This is a genomic window from Sulfurivermis sp. (assembly GCF_059410345.1).
Genome location: NZ_JBLJDO010000004.1, coordinates 140,743 through 156,088, shown reverse-complemented (window position 1 = coordinate 156,088; position 15,346 = coordinate 140,743). Strand labels below are relative to the sequence as shown.

Genomic DNA, 15,346 nt, shown 5'->3' with positions numbered 1-15,346 from the left:
GCTATAGTTGATTCTTAGCAAGAACCTGTATTAAGGTTGGGGATACTGTGATCCAGCTCACACTTTCACCCCGGCGGGTGTGCAACTAGGGAGATAACACCCTGTTTTCGCTCATAAAACGTAAGAAAAGCGTCAGCGGACTGACAGGGATTGGCATCGACCGCGAAGGAATCGGCATCGCCCGCGTCACCCGGAGCGGTGCAGATGCGCGCCCGCGCCTCGCCCTTTGTGAATATCATGCCGCCGCCGACCGCGCCGCCCAGCTCGCTGCCCTGGCGGGCAAGTACCAGCTCGACGCCGCCGACTGCACCAGCCTGATGGACAGCGAACACTCCACCCTGTTGCTGGTGGAGGCGCCCGAGGTCGACCCCTCCGAACTGAAGGCAGCGGTACGCTGGCGTATCAAGGACCTCATCGATTTCCATGTCGACGATGCGGTTCTTGATGTGTTCGATATCGAAGGCCAACGCGGCCGCACCAAGATGATGTATGTGGTGGTGGCGCGCATCGCCACCGTGCAGGAACACATCAACCTGCTGGAAAAGGCGCACGTGAATCTCGGCGTCATCGACATCGCCGAGCTGGCCCAGCGCAATATCGCCGCCCTGCTGCCGGAGGATCAGAACGGTGTTGCCCTGCTGCACCTCACCCCGCGCGGCGGCCTGCTGACGCTCACCCGCCAGGGCAACCTGTTCCTGGCACGCAACATGGAGTTCGGCACCGATCACCTGGCAGCAACGCTGCCGGGGGCCGCACCGGCACAAAGTGACAACGAGTTTACCCTCGACACAGAAGACGACGGCGTACCCCCGGCGCTGCGCCGCCTGATGGACTCCATCGTGCTGGAAATCCAGCGCTCGCTGGATTATTACGAGAGCCACTTCGGCCTGCCGCCCATCAGCGGCCTGGTGGTCGCACCGCTGGCACAGCCCGTTCCCGGCCTGGCCGGCTACCTGGGCGGCAACCTCGGCCTGCCGGTACGCACACTCGATCTCAACACCGTGCTGGACTGCGAGCAGACCCTGAGCGACGAATTGCAGGCCCGCTGCCTGCCGGCCATCGGCGCCGCGCTGCGCGTGGAAGAGAGGGCGCTGTAATGCAGCAGATCAATCTCTACCAGCCGATCTTCCGCAAGCAGGAAAAGATTTTCTCCGCCAAGACCATGCTGCAGGGCGCCGCCCTCGTCGCCTTGGGTATGCTGGTGTTCTTCGGCTATGCCGCCTGGCAGACACACAGCCTGGAGGCGCAGGTGGCGCAATTCCAGCGCCAGCGCGACGATGCCGCCAAGCGCGTCACCGAGCTGGCCCGCGCCATGCCCGAGCGCAGCAAGAGCGCCGCGCTGGAACAGGACGTGGCGCGGCTGCGCGGCGAGCTGCGCAGCAAGCAACAGGTGGTGGCACAGCTGGCCGATCGCAGCACCGGCAACACCAGCGGTTACTCCGCCCATCTGGAAGGACTGGCGCGGCAGCGCCTGCCGCAACTGTGGCTCACCCATATCGGCCTGCGCCGTGGCGGTAGCACGGTGGAACTGCGCGGCAGCGCCCTCAACCCGGAGCAGGTGCCGCAGTATCTGCAACGCCTGTCCGCCGAACCCGCCTTCAGCGGGGTGGAGTTCCGCCAGTTCACCCTGAGCCGCGCGGAAAAGGCGCCGCAGCAGGTGGACTTCGTGCTGCTCACTGACAAGGCGGACCCGCGATGAAACAACGCCTCGAACAACTGCGCCTGCGCATCGACGCCCTCACCCTGCGGGAACGCGGCATGCTGTTCCTCGCCCTCGTCGCCGTACTCTACATGCTGGCCCAGCTGGCGCTGTTCGGTCCGCTGGAGGCGCAGCAGAAGCGCGCCCTGGAGCGCGTCGGCGGCCTGCAGAAGGAGATCGCGGCCTTCGACGAGCAGACCCAGAACATACTGCGCCGCCAGACGGTCGACCCGGATGCCGACAACCTGCGCCTGCAACAGCAGCTCACCGCACAAATCGCCACCCTCGACGGGCAGATCGCCGGCGCCGTGCAGGGGCTGATTGCGCCGCAGCAAATGGCGCGCGTGCTGGAAGAGGTCATCACGCGCCAGTCCGGCCTCAAGCTGCTGCGCATCGAGAGCCTGGCGGCACGCCCGCTGATCGAAACCGCGGAAGGCGAGGCACCGGTGCACGCCGGCATCTGGCGCCACGGCGTGCGCCTGGAATTTGAAGGCGACTACAACAACGCGCTGGCCTATGTGCGTGCGCTGCAGGGACTGCCCTGGATGCTGTACTGGGATGAACTGGAGATCGCCATGGACCGCTACCCGCGGGCACGCATCACCATCGTGGTGCATACCCTGAGCCTGAACGAGGGCTGGATCGGTGTTTAGGTACCTGATTGCATCCGTCTTGCTGCTGGGCATGAGTCTGTCTGCCGCGGCGCTGGACGACCCCATGCGGCCGCCCGCCAGCGCAGCGGTTACCGGTTCCGCGCCTGCGGCGGCCACCCAGTTCGTGCTCAGCTCGACCCTGATCGCGCGCGAGCGCCGCAGTGCCGTAATCAATGGCCGCAACGTGGGTGTGGGCGACAGCGTCGACGGCGCCCGCGTCGTGGAAATCCAGCCAACGCAGGTGCGCCTGCAACATCAGGGGCGGCAGCTCACGCTGCAGCTCTTGCCCGTGGCCATAAAGAAACCCGTATCCGCCGAGTGATGCACACAATTACAGGATCGACACCCATGACCCGATTGCCACTCTACGCGCTGGTCCTCCTGCTGGCCGGCTGCGCCAGCCAGGGGACGCCGCCGCGCGGCACGCTCGACGAAATCCACGCCGCACTGCGCGACGACAGCAGCTCGGCACGTGCGCCGCAGAAGTCCACGCCGCCGGCCGCAGTGAGCGATGCGCTGCTGCCGGCCATACAACTCAACATCCCCGGCGCCGATCTGGCGGCCAGCGAGCCGCGCTTCGACGTGAAGGTGCGCAATGCCGGTGCGCGCGACTTCTTTCTCAGCCTGGTGGAGGGCACGCCCTACAACATGATGGTGCACCCGGACGTAAGCGGCCGCATCAGCCTCGACGTTAAGAACGTCACCGTGCCGGCCGTGATGGAAATGGTGCGCGACACCTACGGCTATGATTTCGAGCGCCGTGGCGATTATTTCCAGGTGCTGCCCAACGTGTTGCAGACGCGCATCTTTCACGTCAACTATCTGGACATCAAGCGCACCGGCACCAGCAAGATCAGCGCCGGCGCCACGCAGATTTCGCGCAGCGGCGGCACCAGCAGCGACGGTACCAGCAGCAGTACCACCAGCACCTCCGAAACCAGCATGATCACCACCGATTCCCAGTCGCACTTCTGGCCGGCACTGGAGAACACGCTGCGCATGATCGTCGGCACTGAAGCGGGGCGCTCGGTCTCGGTCAACGCCCAGGCCGGCATCGTGGTCGTGCGTGCCATGCCCGCCGAACTGCGCGAGGTGAAGCGCTATCTGGATACCACACAGGATGTCACCTCGCGCCAGGTGATCCTGGAGGCGCGCATCCTCGAGGTTGAGCTGGCCGACGGCTTTCAGGCCGGCATCAACTGGTCTTCGCTGACCCATGGCAAGAACGACACCCTGGTACTGGGACAGATCGGCGGCGGCAGCATCTTCGGCGGCACCGGCGCGAGCAGTATCAGCGGCTCTGGGATGAACATGACGCCCCCGGCCGGCACCATCACCAGCGGCGCCGCTACCACCGCGTTCGGCGGCGTATTCACCGCGGCCTTCACCGGCAATAACTTCACCGCCTTCATCGAGCTGCTGAAGAGCCAGGGCAACGTGCAGGTGCTGTCCAGCCCGCGCATCTCCACCATGAACAACCAAAAGGCGGTGATCAAGGTCGGCTCCGACGAGTTCTTCGTCACCGATGTCAATACCAGCACCACCACCACCACCACCACTGCCACCCCCAATGTGAGCGTGGAGCTGACGCCCTTCTTCTCCGGCGTCACCCTGGATGTCACACCGCAGATCAGCGAGGAGGGTGACATCATTCTGCACGTGCGCCCCTCGGTGACCGAGGTGCGTGAACAGATCAAGGACGTCACCGTCACCACCACCACGCTGCGCATGCCACTGGCCTCCAGCACCGTGCGCGAATCCGACAGCGTGATTCGTGCGCAGAACGGCCAGATCGTGGTGATCGGCGGCCTGATGCAGAACAAGACCCGCGACGAGCGGGCCTCGGTGCCGCTGCTCGGCGATATCCCCCTGGTCGGCGCGCTGTTCCGCCACACCCGCCAGGCCACTAGCAAGAGCGAGCTGGTGATCCTGTTGCGGCCCACGGTGGTTGAAGGCAACGAACAGTGGTCGCGCGAATTGCGCCGCTCCTCGGCCGGCTTCCGTCAGTTCGACCCGCAGCCGTGATGCAGCACCGCGAACGCATACCGACACCGCAACGCGGAAGGGGGTTCGTTCGCGCGATCACGCCATCTGGCCGCCGTGCCACAGCCATGCGTGAGAAGGCATGATGTATCTGGAACATTACGGCCTGCGCGAGCCACCTTTCAGCCTGACGCCGGACACACAGTTCTTTTTCGAGTACGGTCACTATCGTGACGCCTTCGATACACTCACCGTGGCGCTGGGCAGCGGCGAGGGCTTCATCAAGGTGACCGGTGAGGTGGGGACCGGCAAGACCCTGCTGTGCCGCAAGCTGCTCAATTCGCTGGACCGCGACACCTTTTACACCGCCTACATACCCAATCCCTATCTGACGCCGCCAGCCCTGGGGCTGGCGCTGGCGGAAGAACTGGGCCTGGAGTTGGCGCGCAACGTGGGCCAGCACCGTGCCGTGAAAGAGGTCACACGGCGCCTGATTCAGCTGCATGCGGAAGGCAAACAGGTGGTGCTGCTCATCGACGAGGCCCAGGCCATGCCGGGTGATACGCTGGAGGCGCTTCGCCTGCTCACCAATCTGGAAACGGAAAAGCGCAAGCTGTTGCAGGTGGTGCTGTTCGGCCAGCCGGAGCTGGATGAGCGGTTGAGCGAGCGGGGCAACCGCCAGCTGCGCCAGCGCATCACCTTCTCCTATCGCCTGACCCCCATCGATCGGGAGGGCATGGAGGCCTATGTGTCGCATCGGCTGCTGGTGGCCGGATCACAGGGCAACGTGCACTTCGCCACCGATGCTCTCGATGCGCTGCATCTGTATAGCCGCGGCATTCCACGCCTGGTCAATATTCTTTCCCACAAGGCACTGATGGCCGGTTACGGCCAGGGCGTGAAGGCGATCGACAAACGACATGTGGAGATGGCGGCGCAGGATACTGAAGATGTGCAGCCACAGGAACACTCACGCCGCCATCAATTGCTGATCGCCCTGGCGCTGCTGGCCGTCGTCGCGCTCGCCATCCTGGCCTGGTGGTTGGGCCAACCCTGGTTTGCGGAGCCCTTGCAGCCATGAGTCTGATCAACGACATGCTGCGCGATCTGGAGGCCCGCCGCGCCGCCGAACAACGCCTGCCCGCCGGCATGCTGCGCGGTGTGGGCGGCCATGCCGCGGCACGCGGCACACGCCGTTATTTATTCATCGTGCTGATGATTACGCTGTTGGTGCTGGCTGCCGCGGTCGCCTGGCTGGCCTGGCAGCGCTACGGCACGACGCCACCAGCGGTTGCCGCCGCACCTGCCGTGACTACACCGGCACCGTCCGCCGCACCCACGCCGGCACCTGTCGTCGAGGCCGCTCCGGCGAACGTCGCTGCGGTGGTCGACACCCCAACACCGCCGCCCGCCATGCCAACGCCGCCGGCAGCGGCAGCAGAGCCGAAACCCGCGTTGGCGATCGCCGAGCCGCGGAGCGCGAAGCGCGATACCGCGCCGCCCGCAACGCAAACCGTGAAACCCGAACCCGAGGCGGCACTGGCCGCTGTCGAGATCACCGCCCGTCCGCCCTCGCCGCAGCAGCAGGCCGAGAACGAGTATCAACGCGGCGTGAGCGCGCTGCGCGGCGGCAACACCGCCGCCGCAGAGACGGCCTTCCGTACGGCCCTGCGCCTGGACAGCGAGCACCTGCTGGCACGCGAAACACTCGCCGCCATGCTGCTCGGTGCCGGCCGGCTCATCGAGGCCGACGAGATTCTGGAACAGGGGCGGCGCTTCTTTGCGCGCAATCCCACCCTGGCCCTGCTGCTCGCCCGCCTGCGCGTGGAGCAGGGGCAGATCGGCGCGGCGGTAACCCTGCTCGAACAAAGCCTGCATGGCGCAACGACGCGGCCGGACTATCTGGCCTTCCTCGCCGCGCTCTACCAGCGCGAGCTACGCTATGACGAGAGCATCGAAAGCTATGGCCGCGCCCTCGCCTTGCAACCGCAGCAGGCGAGCTGGTGGGTGGGCATGGGCATTTCACTGGAGAACGCCGGCCGTCGCGCGGATGCCATCAAGGCCTATGAACAGGCCGCGGCGGGTGCGCTACCGCCGCAACTGCAGGAACATGTGCGCAGTCGATTGCAGGCGCTGAAATAGGCACCGCCGCGCGCCGCTTCCGAAGGATAGTGATGTGAGACAGAGACGATGATTCCGAAAAAGAAAATCCGTATCGGCGATCTGCTGGTCGAGCACAAGATCATCTCTGAGGCTCAGTTGCAGAACGCCCTGACGGAACAAAAGAAGAGCGGACTCAAACTGGGGCGCACGCTGATTGCGCTCGGCTATCTCAGCGAAGACCAGCTGATGGAGTTTCTCTCCCGCCAGCTGCAAATCCCTTTCATCGATCTCAAGCACTACAAGTACAAACCGGATACCGTCCGCCTCGTTCCCGAGACCATGGCACGGCGCTATCGCATCGTGGTGCTGGATGCGGCCCAAGAAACCGTACTGGTCGGCATGGCCGATCCCACCGATATCTTTGCCTACGACGAGCTAGCGCGCATTCTGAAACGCCCGATCCGCGAGGCGGTGGTGCGCGAGGCCGACCTGCTGCGCACCATCGATCAGGTCTACCGCCGCACCGAAGAAATCACCACGCTGGCGGAAGAGTTGTCGGAAGAGCTGTCGGAGACCGACTTCGACCTGGCCACCCTGGCGCAGGGCAGCGATGTCACGGAAGCGCCGGTGGTCAAGCTGCTGCAATCGATCTTCGAGGATGCGGTGCAGATCGGCGCGTCCGACATTCACATCGAGCCGGATGAATTCGTGCTGCGCATCCGCCAGCGTATCGACGGCGTGCTGCATGAACAGGTGATGAAGGAAAAGCGCATCGCCACCGCGCTGGTATCACGCCTCAAGCTGATGTCCGGCCTCGACATCTCGGAGAAGCGCCTGCCGCAGGACGGCCGCTTCAATATCCGCGTCAAGGATCACAGCATCGACGTCCGCGTCGCCACCATGCCCATCCAATACGGCGAGTCGGTGGTCATGCGTCTGCTCGATCAGTCCGGCGGCATACTCGATCTGGATCAGGTGGGCATGCCCGCCGACATCCTGCAACGCTTCCGCCGCAACATCCATCGTCCGCACGGCCTGGTGCTGGTCACCGGTCCCACCGGCAGCGGCAAGACCACCACACTGTATGCGGCGCTGTCCGAGATCAATTCGCCGGAGAAGAAGATCATCACCGTGGAAGACCCGGTGGAGTATCGTCTGCCACGCGTCAACCAGGTGCAGGTGCACACCAAGATCGGCCTGGGCTTCGCCAACGTCTTGCGCACCGCGTTGCGTCAGGACCCGGACATCATCCTGGTCGGCGAAATGCGCGATCAGGAAACGGCCGAGATCGGCCTGCGCGCCTCCATCACCGGCCACCTGGTGTTGTCCACCCTGCACACCAACGATGCCATCAGCACGGCCATCCGCCTCATCGACATGGGCATCCCCGGCTATATGGTCGCCACGGCGCTGCAGGCCATCATCGCCCAGCGCCTGGTGCGTCGCATCTGCGACAGCTGCACCGTGCCCTATACACCCGAGGCGCAGGAGTTGGCCTGGCTGCGCAACCTGCTCGGCACTCAGGCGGAGAGTTTGCAGTTCCATCGCGGCAGCGGCTGCCCGCACTGCAACAACACCGGCTATCACGGCCGCATTGGCGTGTTCGAACTGCTGGAGCTGGATCAGCCCATGGCCGACGCCCTGCGCCGCAACGATGCCGCCGCCTTCGGCCACGCCGTCAAGGCCAGCCCCACCTTCCGCCCCCTGGCCCTCAACACGCTCGATTACGCCGTGGCCGGCATCACCACGCTGGAAGAGGTGCTGCGCGTGGCCGGCGAAGATGAGTTGCTGGAACAGGTTGGCGCCCGCGGAGCCCACGGCTGATGCCGCAGTTCCACTACAAGGCGCGCAACGGCCGCGGCGATCTGGTCACCGGGCAGGTGGAGGCCGGCTCCGCCGATGCCGTCGCCAGTCAGCTGTTCAACAGCGGCATCACGCCGGTGGAGATCCGCGAGGTCAAGGAACAGCGCAACGTCTGGGAGGATTTCAAGCGCCGGCTCGGCGCCAGCAATCCCACCCTGGATGATCTGATCCTGTACTGCCGCCAGATGTACACCCTGACCAAGGCCGGCGTCCCCATCATCCGCGGCATCACCGGCCTGGCGGAGACCTCGCGCAACCTGGTGCTGGCCGAGGCCTTGCGCCAGATCCGCATCGAGCTGGAAAGCGGCCGTGAGCTGTCCACCGCCATGACCCGCTATCCCAATATCTTCACGCCGCTGATGGTGAGCATGGTGCGCGTAGGCGAAAACACCGGCCAGCTCGACGCCGCCTTCCTGCAACTGTCGCAATATCTGGAGCTGGAACGCGACACGCGCAACCGCGTGAAGATGGCGCTGCGCTATCCGGCCTTCGTGCTGCTGGCCATCGGTATCGCCATCGCCATCATCAACATCTTCGTCATCCCGGCCTTTGCTGATGTGTTTCGCGGCATGAATCTGGAACTGCCCTGGCAGACGCGCCTGCTCATCGGCACCTCGGAGTTCTTCGTCAACTGGTGGCAGTATCTGTTTGTCGGTCTCATTCTGCTCGTTCTCGGCCTGCGCTATTACGTGCGCACCGAGGAAGGCCGCTACCGCTGGGACAAGCTCAAGCTGCGCCTGCCGGTGGTCGGCAACATCATCCTCCGCGCCACCCTGTCACGCTTCTCGCGCTCCTTCGCCATGTCCACCCGCGCCGGCGTGCCGCTAATCCAGGCGCTCAGCGTAGTGGCCCAGGCGGTGGACAACGAATTCATCGGCGAGCGCATCCGCAACATGCGCAACGGCATCGAGCGCGGCGACAGCCTCACGCGTACCGCGGCTGCCAGCGCTATGTTCACACCGCTGGTGTTGCAGATGATGGCGGTGGGCGAGGAGACCGGCGCGGTGGACGACATGATGGAGGAGGTCGCCGGCTTCTACGAGCGCGAGGTGGACTACGACCTGAAGAACCTCAGTTCGGCCATCGAACCGATTTTGATCATCGCCATCGGCATCATGGTGCTGATCCTGGCGCTGGGCGTGTTCCTGCCCATGTGGGACCTCACCCAGTTGGCGCGGCGTTGATGCAATTCATAGGGCGGGCCACGCCCGCCGTATCCTTATGACAGGCCACACCCCAACACCCGTGTCACTGGACCGCGACCGCACGCCGAACCGCGTCGGGCAGTTGGTGATCATCGCCATCCTGGTGCTGATCTTCATCGTCATCGCCGCGCAGCGCATCTGGCAGTTGCGCATCGTGGCGGAGCAGACCCACGTGATCCACACCGTCGGCGCGCTGCAAAGCGCCGTCGGTATCGAAGTGATGGAGCGCGTGCTGCGCGGCGGCCTTGCGGCGGTGGCGGACATGGACCGCGCCGACCCCATGGACTACCTCGATCCGGATCGCCGTCCGCGCAACTACCAGCGCCTCGACAGACCGCTGCCGCCGGAGCAGATGGTCCCGCACCGCTGGTACTACGAACCGCAACAAGGCGTCCTCACCTACCGCGTGCAACACGGTGACTATCTGTACACCGCACTGCCCGGCCCACCGCGCATCCGCTTCCAGGTCCAGCTGCGCTACGACGACATCGACGGCAACGGCCGCTACGACCCCGGGATCGACAGCCTGGGCGGCGTGGCCCTGGTTCCGCTGGAACCTTACCGCTGGCTGGAGCCCTAGCCCCCTCCCGTCCCCTTGGCTTGGGGGAGGAGACAACCGCCGCACTGTGGTGGAACACTCCCTCCCCCTCCGGGGGAGGGCCGGGGAGGGGCGCCGGGCCACTGTCCAATCCCGTGCCGTTGTCGTATAACGAAGACTCCTCACGTGTTGCCACACCAAGGGACGCACCATGGATATCATCGTCGACGCCCTGTACTGGATCGCCACCGCCCTGATCCTCTTCAGCCTCGCCACGGCGCTCGGCCTGCTCGCCGTGCCCGCACAGCTGCAATCCCTCGCCCGTGTACTCGACCGCTGGCACTCCCTGCGCCCGACCCTCGGGCCGCTGGACAAACCGCGCCATACCGAACGACGCATTTACCGCCACCATCGCCTTGCCGGGGCGCTGATCGTCGCCGGCGCCGGCTACACCCTGCTGCGCCTGTCCGCCATCGATCACCAGGCGACACTGGCCCTGTTGCCCGACCATTGGGATGAAGCCCTGCGCTCACTGTTCGCTGCGAACAGCTACTGGTTCCTCCTCGTCACCAACCTCGCCGCGCTCGGCATCGGTCTGGTGGTGTATTTCCGCCCCAGCCTGCTCAAGCATCTGGAGACCCGCTCCAACCACTGGCTCTCCACCCGCCAGGCGATGAAGCCCCTCGACACCTATCACACCGGCCTGAACGTCGCCCTCTGGCGCCGGCCGCGCCTCACCGGTGCCTTCCTGCTGCTGGGCAGCGTGTATGTCTGGGCCGTGCTCATCGCCTATCGCCACGGCATTCTTTGAAACGCCTATTTCGTAGGAGCCCGCTCCGCGGGCGAAAGCAGCACCCAACCCCGACACCGTTCGCCGAGTGGACTCGGCTGCTACAAAAGATCCCCACCACAACGCTAAATATCAACTTTCCATTGAAACACTTACATTCGTATGTTAAGAATTAACACGAATATCACGGAAATCTCGCCGCCCACGGAAGACCCCCTCAGGCTGCGGCCTGGGCAAGGCGGCATGACCGCACGAGGCCGCGGCCTCAACTACAAGCAGGAGTCTCAACAATGAACAAGCAACAGGCAGGCTTCACCCTGATCGAACTGGTCATGGTGATTGTTATTCTGGGTATCTTGGCGGCGACGGCCATCCCGCGTTATGTAGATTTGTCGGTAGATGCTCGCAACGCCTCCGCTCGTGGTGTCTCCGGAGCCATCGCCAGTGGCACAGCTATCAATTATGCAACCTGTCTGACTCGCGGTACCGGAGATGCGGCATGTAACAATACCCTTAATGCCGCTAACGTTTGTACCGCAGCGCTGCTGGGGCCTTTCGTTGACGGCGTATCTCTTGTTGCAGGTGCTCCGGCAAATGACCAGCAATACCAAATCTCCGGCACTGGCGATTGTTCTGGTACCGCCACCACCGTTAGCTGTTCTGTAACGCCTAATGGCAGTGGTGTCACCGCTCAAACAGCCATTGTTACGTGTTCGTCGTAAGTTACGCTGGACACTAGCGCTATTCGTAGAATGGTAGGGGGCGGTCACTGCCGCCCCCTATCTCCATCCAAAGTCATGTGCAGTCCATGTCCAACCATGATGGAGTGGATATGTGCACTCAACCTGTGATGCTTAAACAGCAAGGCTTCACCCTCACCGAACTGGTGATCGTCATCGTCATCCTCGGCGTGCTCTCCGTCACGGCGCTGCCGATGTGGTTCAACCGCACGGACTTCGAGCAGCGCGGCTACTTCGATGAGCTGCTCCAGGCCACGCGCTATGCGCAGAAGCTGGCCGTCGCCTCCAACTGCGATGTGCGCATCCACATCAACGCCAACAGTTTCTCCCTGCAACAGCCCACCAGCTACTGCAATACCGCCAACTGGCAGGACATCACCCTGCCCGGCAAGCAGCCGCCCTACAACGCACCGGCCAACGTCACCGTTACATCGGGTACCGGCACCATCACCTTTCTCGCCTCCGGGCTGACCGCCGCCGATCGTACCGTGACCGTGACCGGCACCAGCCCGCTGAGCTTTGCCGTACACGCCGCCACCGGCTACGTGGAGCGCCAGTGATGCGTATGCAACGGGGCGTCACCCTCATCGAGCTGGTCATCAGCATGGTGATCATCGGCATCGCCGTGGTGGGCATCCTGAAGGTAATGGAGGTCACCACGCGCCACAGTGCCGATCCGATGATCCAGCACCAGGCGGTGGCCATCGCCGAGGCCTACATGGAGGAAATCCTCACCAAGAGCTTTACCGCCGGTCCGGGCACCGGCGCGCGGGGGCAGTTCGACGATGTGGATGATTATCTCAATCTGCCGGATACAACCGTGCGTGATCAGGAGGGCAATGCCATCTCCGGCCTAGACGCCTATGCCGTGACGGTGGCGATCACCGATACCACGCTGGACACCGTCAATGCCAAGCGCGTGGCCGTAACGGTAACCCACAGCAATCTGGTGAACATCACGCTCACCGGTTACCGCACCGACTATTGACCGCCATGCAAATCACGCCACGCACGCTCCGCGGCTTCACCCTGATCGAACTGATCATGGTGATCGTGATCACCGGCATCATCGCCACCGTGGTTGGCGTGTTCATCCGCAGCCCGGTGGAAGGTTACATGGACCTGTCGCGCCGCGCCGAACTGGTGGACGCCGCCGAGTCCGCCCTGCGCCTGATGGCACGCGACATACGCCGCGCCCTGCCCAACAGTATCCGCGTCGCCGGCGGTACACAGATCGAGATGATCAACACCAAACAGGGCGCGCGTTATCGCGCCGCGCCGCCCGGCACACCGGACAAGGTGCTGAACTTCAACGCTGCGGACGGTAGCTTCAACGTGTTCGGCCAGTTTCTGCCTACAGGCACCCATGCCGGCCATCATCTTGTTATCTACAACCTCGGCATAGCCGGTGCGGATGCCTACAGCCTTGACCCGGTGATCACGCCGGCAGGCAACATCACCATCGGCAACGATGCCGCCCCCGCCAATCCCAACGAACAAACCATCACCTTGAGCAGCGGCCATCAATTCGCCTATGAGTCGCCGCGCCAGCGCGTGTTTCTGGTGGACGGCGCCATCAGTTACCGTTGCGAGGGCACGGCGCTCAACCGCTATGGAGTCTACCCCATCGGGGGAGGAGCGGGCGCGGGCACGCCGGTGACGCGCCATGTGGACAGCTGCACCTTCACCTACAGCGCCGGCACAGCCACCCGCGCCGGGCTGGTAACCCTGGCGCTGACCGTTACCGACCAAGGGGAGTCCGTGCGCCTGCTGCATCAGGTGCATGTGGATAACGTGCCATGAACAGAGGTAGACTGGATATGCACGGGCCATGGCCGTTATCGCTGTAAGGAGGCAACCATGACTACTGCGGACAAACTTATCGGCGAGATTCAGCAGCTTCCTGAGCCCTTGCAGCAGGAGGTTCTCGATTTCACACAGTTCCTCAAAGAGCGTCTGGCGCGCGCTGAAGCCAATAACCTGATGCAGGCGCAGCAACGCAGCATGGAAACGTTGTGGGACAACACGGAAGATGAGGTGTGGAACGATGTTCCAACCCGGTAATGTCGTGCTGGTTCCTTTTCCGTTCACTGACTTGCAGGCGACGAAACGCCGCCCCGTTCTGATCCTGACTAACCCCGATGCATTGGGTGACATGGTGTGTCTCGCCATAACCTCCAGCCCTCATCACGAAGCGGCGTTTCAATTGGAAGATGCCTCTTTTCTTGAGGGCGTACTTCCCAAGATCAGTTGGGTCCGGGTAAATAAGGTCTATACACTCCACGAATCCGTGATATCCGGCACCTTCGGTCGATTACAGCCACAAGTATTCAAGGAAGTCATGGCCTCTTACTGCTCGCACTTCGGTTGCCGATAGCACGGGCATGAGTCGAACCCAGCGACATACAGGCGGCTTCTCCCTGGTCAGCGCCCTGTTTCTGCTGGTGGTGTTGGGCGCCCTCGGTGCCTACATGATCAGCCTCAGCGGCACCCAGCATTTCACCACCCTCCATGCCTTGCAGGGCGCCAAGGCCTATCACGCGGCGCGCAGCGGAACGGAGTGGGGTATCGCCACCGCGCTGGGCCTGGCCGTGTGTCCCGCCACACCGGCCACCCTCAGCGGCAGCCTGAGCGGGGGCGATCTCGACGGTTTCTCCGTGACGGTGACACTGGACTCCTGCTCCAGCCATCAGGAAGCGGGCGAGAACTACAACGTCTATGAAATCACCGCCTTCGCCCAGACCCATACGCCGGGCTTCGGCCAGCCCGGTTATGCGGCGCGGCGTATCACGGTTACCGTCACCAACGCGCCGTAGGCCATGAGGGATGTGGATCAACTCATCAGGCGCTATTGTGAACAACAAGACCACGCCGCCTTCCGCCAGTTTTATCAACAGGAAGCGCCACGCCTGTGGAAATTCTTTCTCGCCCGCGGCTGCGACGCGGACACCGCCTACGACCTGCTGAGCGAAACCTTTCTGCGCTTCATCCAGACGGGGTGCCAGAACCCCGCCGCGCCGCCGCTGCCGCTGCTCTACCGCATCGCCCTCAACCTGCGCATCGACCTGCACCGGCGCGCGCAACACTGGCCCCTCGCCCTCGATCCGGGCCAACTGGCGGCCATCCCCGCACCGGCCGATGACCTTTATGCAGGCGAGAGTGTGCGCAACGCCCTGCATGCCCTGCACGGCGATGAACAGAATCTGCTGCTCATGCGTTATTGGATAGGACTGACCCACGCCGAAATCGCCCAGGCCATCGGCCTGCCGGAGGGCACGGTGCGGCGACAGGCCGCGGCGGCGCTGCACAAGCTGCGTGGCGTACTGGAATCGTAAAGGCGGGCGCGGCCCACGCTATTGGTGAGGCATCGGGCGCCTGCATGGATGGAATGATGAAAACCGACCGACTGGAACAGGCCATACACGACGCCGTGGCGGCGACCGCCGCGCCGGACGCGGCACGCCTGGCCGCCATCCTGACGCGGCTGGAGCAGGCGCCGGTCACCCGGCTGCAACAACGGCGTGTCGCCTGGCCTTGGCTGCTGCTGGCTGCAGCGGGCGCGGCGGCGGCGGGAGGCGGCTACTGGATCGCGCATCATTCCACCGCGCACGATGTTCCGGCGCTATCTGTCGACTCGCGGCCGACGCCGGACACCGTGCCGCCATCATCCGCCTCATCGCCTGCCACATCACCCGCAACCCCCGGTGCGCATGGGGAAGGCGATACACAGACGAATCCCGCTATCATTTATCGGCGATAGCTCGATGGCCTT

General features: G+C 64.0%; 21 protein-coding genes. 20 read left to right on the top strand and 1 reads right to left on the bottom strand.

Features of this window, described 5'->3' with window-relative positions; all coding sequences use genetic code 11:
- Positions 1–65: 65 nt before the first annotated feature.
- On the bottom strand, positions 66–332 hold the full coding sequence (locus tag ACMV8A_RS05275; RefSeq protein ID WP_495324703.1) for a hypothetical protein: 267 nt from the start codon (positions 330–332) through the stop codon (positions 66–68).
- Between ACMV8A_RS05275 and pilM the strand changes: the two genes are divergently transcribed.
- The 20 genes from pilM (at position 318) to ACMV8A_RS05175 (ending at position 15,334) form a co-directional block, all read left to right on the top strand.
- Positions 318–1,097 carry a pilus assembly protein PilM gene (gene pilM / locus ACMV8A_RS05270; protein ID WP_495324702.1) on the top strand — a complete coding sequence of 260 codons (780 nt, stop codon included), beginning with the start codon at positions 318–320 and terminating at the stop codon, positions 1,095–1,097. The genes ACMV8A_RS05275 and pilM overlap by 15 nt on opposite strands.
- Positions 1,097–1,699, top strand: a complete 603-nt coding sequence (locus ACMV8A_RS05265; protein ID WP_495324701.1) for a PilN domain-containing protein — start codon at positions 1,097–1,099, stop codon at positions 1,697–1,699. The genes pilM and ACMV8A_RS05265 overlap by 1 nt, the downstream gene beginning before the upstream one ends.
- Positions 1,696–2,352 (top strand): hypothetical protein, encoded by a 657-nt coding sequence (locus ACMV8A_RS05260; RefSeq protein WP_495324700.1) that lies wholly within the window; start codon positions 1,696–1,698, stop codon positions 2,350–2,352. Before ACMV8A_RS05265 ends, ACMV8A_RS05260 begins: the two co-directional genes overlap by 4 nt.
- Before the next feature lie 31 nt (positions 2,353–2,383).
- A complete protein-coding gene (locus ACMV8A_RS05255; RefSeq protein WP_495324699.1) occupies positions 2,384–2,674 on the top strand; it encodes a Type II secretory pathway component in 291 nt (96 codons plus the stop codon).
- Positions 2,675–2,700: 26 nt separating this feature from the next.
- Entirely contained in the window at positions 2,701–4,377 is a 1,677-nt protein-coding gene (gene mshL / locus ACMV8A_RS05250; RefSeq protein WP_495324698.1) for a pilus (MSHA type) biogenesis protein MshL, read from the top strand.
- A gap of 103 nt (positions 4,378–4,480) precedes the next feature.
- Positions 4,481–5,416, top strand: coding sequence for an ExeA family protein (locus ACMV8A_RS05245; RefSeq protein ID WP_495324775.1), 936 nt, complete (start codon positions 4,481–4,483; stop codon positions 5,414–5,416).
- Complete coding sequence (locus ACMV8A_RS05240; RefSeq protein WP_495324697.1) at positions 5,413–6,477, top strand: tetratricopeptide repeat protein; 1,065 nt, start codon at positions 5,413–5,415, stop codon at positions 6,475–6,477. The genes ACMV8A_RS05245 and ACMV8A_RS05240 overlap by 4 nt, the downstream gene beginning before the upstream one ends.
- Before the next feature lie 48 nt (positions 6,478–6,525).
- Positions 6,526–8,262 (top strand): GspE/PulE family protein, encoded by a 1,737-nt coding sequence (locus ACMV8A_RS05235; RefSeq protein WP_495324696.1) that lies wholly within the window; start codon positions 6,526–6,528, stop codon positions 8,260–8,262.
- A complete protein-coding gene (locus tag ACMV8A_RS05230; protein ID WP_495324695.1) occupies positions 8,262–9,485 on the top strand; it encodes a type II secretion system F family protein in 1,224 nt (407 codons plus the stop codon). Before ACMV8A_RS05235 ends, ACMV8A_RS05230 begins: the two co-directional genes overlap by 1 nt.
- A 61-nt stretch (positions 9,486–9,546) precedes the next feature.
- Positions 9,547–10,086: a hypothetical protein gene (locus ACMV8A_RS05225; RefSeq protein ID WP_495324694.1), complete on the top strand. Its 540-nt coding sequence runs from the start codon at positions 9,547–9,549 to the stop codon at positions 10,084–10,086.
- Positions 10,087–10,255: 169 nt separating this feature from the next.
- Positions 10,256–10,855, top strand: coding sequence for a hypothetical protein (locus tag ACMV8A_RS05220; protein ID WP_495324693.1), 600 nt, complete (start codon positions 10,256–10,258; stop codon positions 10,853–10,855).
- 269 nt (positions 10,856–11,124) lie between these two features.
- Positions 11,125–11,556 carry a pilin gene (locus ACMV8A_RS05215; RefSeq protein WP_495324692.1) on the top strand — a complete coding sequence of 144 codons (432 nt, stop codon included), beginning with the start codon at positions 11,125–11,127 and terminating at the stop codon, positions 11,554–11,556.
- Between the two features lie 110 nt (positions 11,557–11,666).
- Positions 11,667–12,134 carry a pilin gene (locus ACMV8A_RS05210; RefSeq protein ID WP_495324691.1) on the top strand — a complete coding sequence of 156 codons (468 nt, stop codon included), beginning with the start codon at positions 11,667–11,669 and terminating at the stop codon, positions 12,132–12,134.
- Positions 12,134–12,562 carry a prepilin-type N-terminal cleavage/methylation domain-containing protein gene (locus tag ACMV8A_RS05205; RefSeq protein ID WP_495324690.1) on the top strand — a complete coding sequence of 143 codons (429 nt, stop codon included), beginning with the start codon at positions 12,134–12,136 and terminating at the stop codon, positions 12,560–12,562. Before ACMV8A_RS05210 ends, ACMV8A_RS05205 begins: the two co-directional genes overlap by 1 nt.
- Positions 12,563–12,567: 5 nt before the next feature.
- Positions 12,568–13,377 carry a prepilin-type N-terminal cleavage/methylation domain-containing protein gene (locus tag ACMV8A_RS05200; protein ID WP_495324689.1) on the top strand — a complete coding sequence of 270 codons (810 nt, stop codon included), beginning with the start codon at positions 12,568–12,570 and terminating at the stop codon, positions 13,375–13,377.
- A 57-nt stretch (positions 13,378–13,434) separates the two neighbouring features.
- Complete coding sequence (locus ACMV8A_RS05195; protein WP_495324688.1) at positions 13,435–13,638, top strand: DUF2281 domain-containing protein; 204 nt, start codon at positions 13,435–13,437, stop codon at positions 13,636–13,638.
- The gene (locus ACMV8A_RS05190; RefSeq protein WP_495324687.1) at positions 13,622–13,951 is read left to right on the top strand and encodes a type II toxin-antitoxin system PemK/MazF family toxin; all 330 of its coding nucleotides are present in this window, start codon (positions 13,622–13,624) and stop codon (positions 13,949–13,951) included. Before ACMV8A_RS05195 ends, ACMV8A_RS05190 begins: the two co-directional genes overlap by 17 nt.
- Before the next feature lie 7 nt (positions 13,952–13,958).
- On the top strand, positions 13,959–14,390 hold the full coding sequence (locus ACMV8A_RS05185) for a pilus assembly protein MshP (RefSeq protein ID WP_495324685.1): 432 nt from the start codon (positions 13,959–13,961) through the stop codon (positions 14,388–14,390).
- A 12-nt stretch (positions 14,391–14,402) separates the two neighbouring features.
- The gene (locus ACMV8A_RS05180; RefSeq protein WP_495324684.1) at positions 14,403–14,909 is read left to right on the top strand and encodes an RNA polymerase sigma factor; all 507 of its coding nucleotides are present in this window, start codon (positions 14,403–14,405) and stop codon (positions 14,907–14,909) included.
- A 56-nt stretch (positions 14,910–14,965) separates the two neighbouring features.
- Positions 14,966–15,334, top strand: coding sequence for a hypothetical protein (locus ACMV8A_RS05175; RefSeq protein WP_495324683.1), 369 nt, complete (start codon positions 14,966–14,968; stop codon positions 15,332–15,334).
- Positions 15,335–15,346 lie beyond the last annotated feature (12 nt).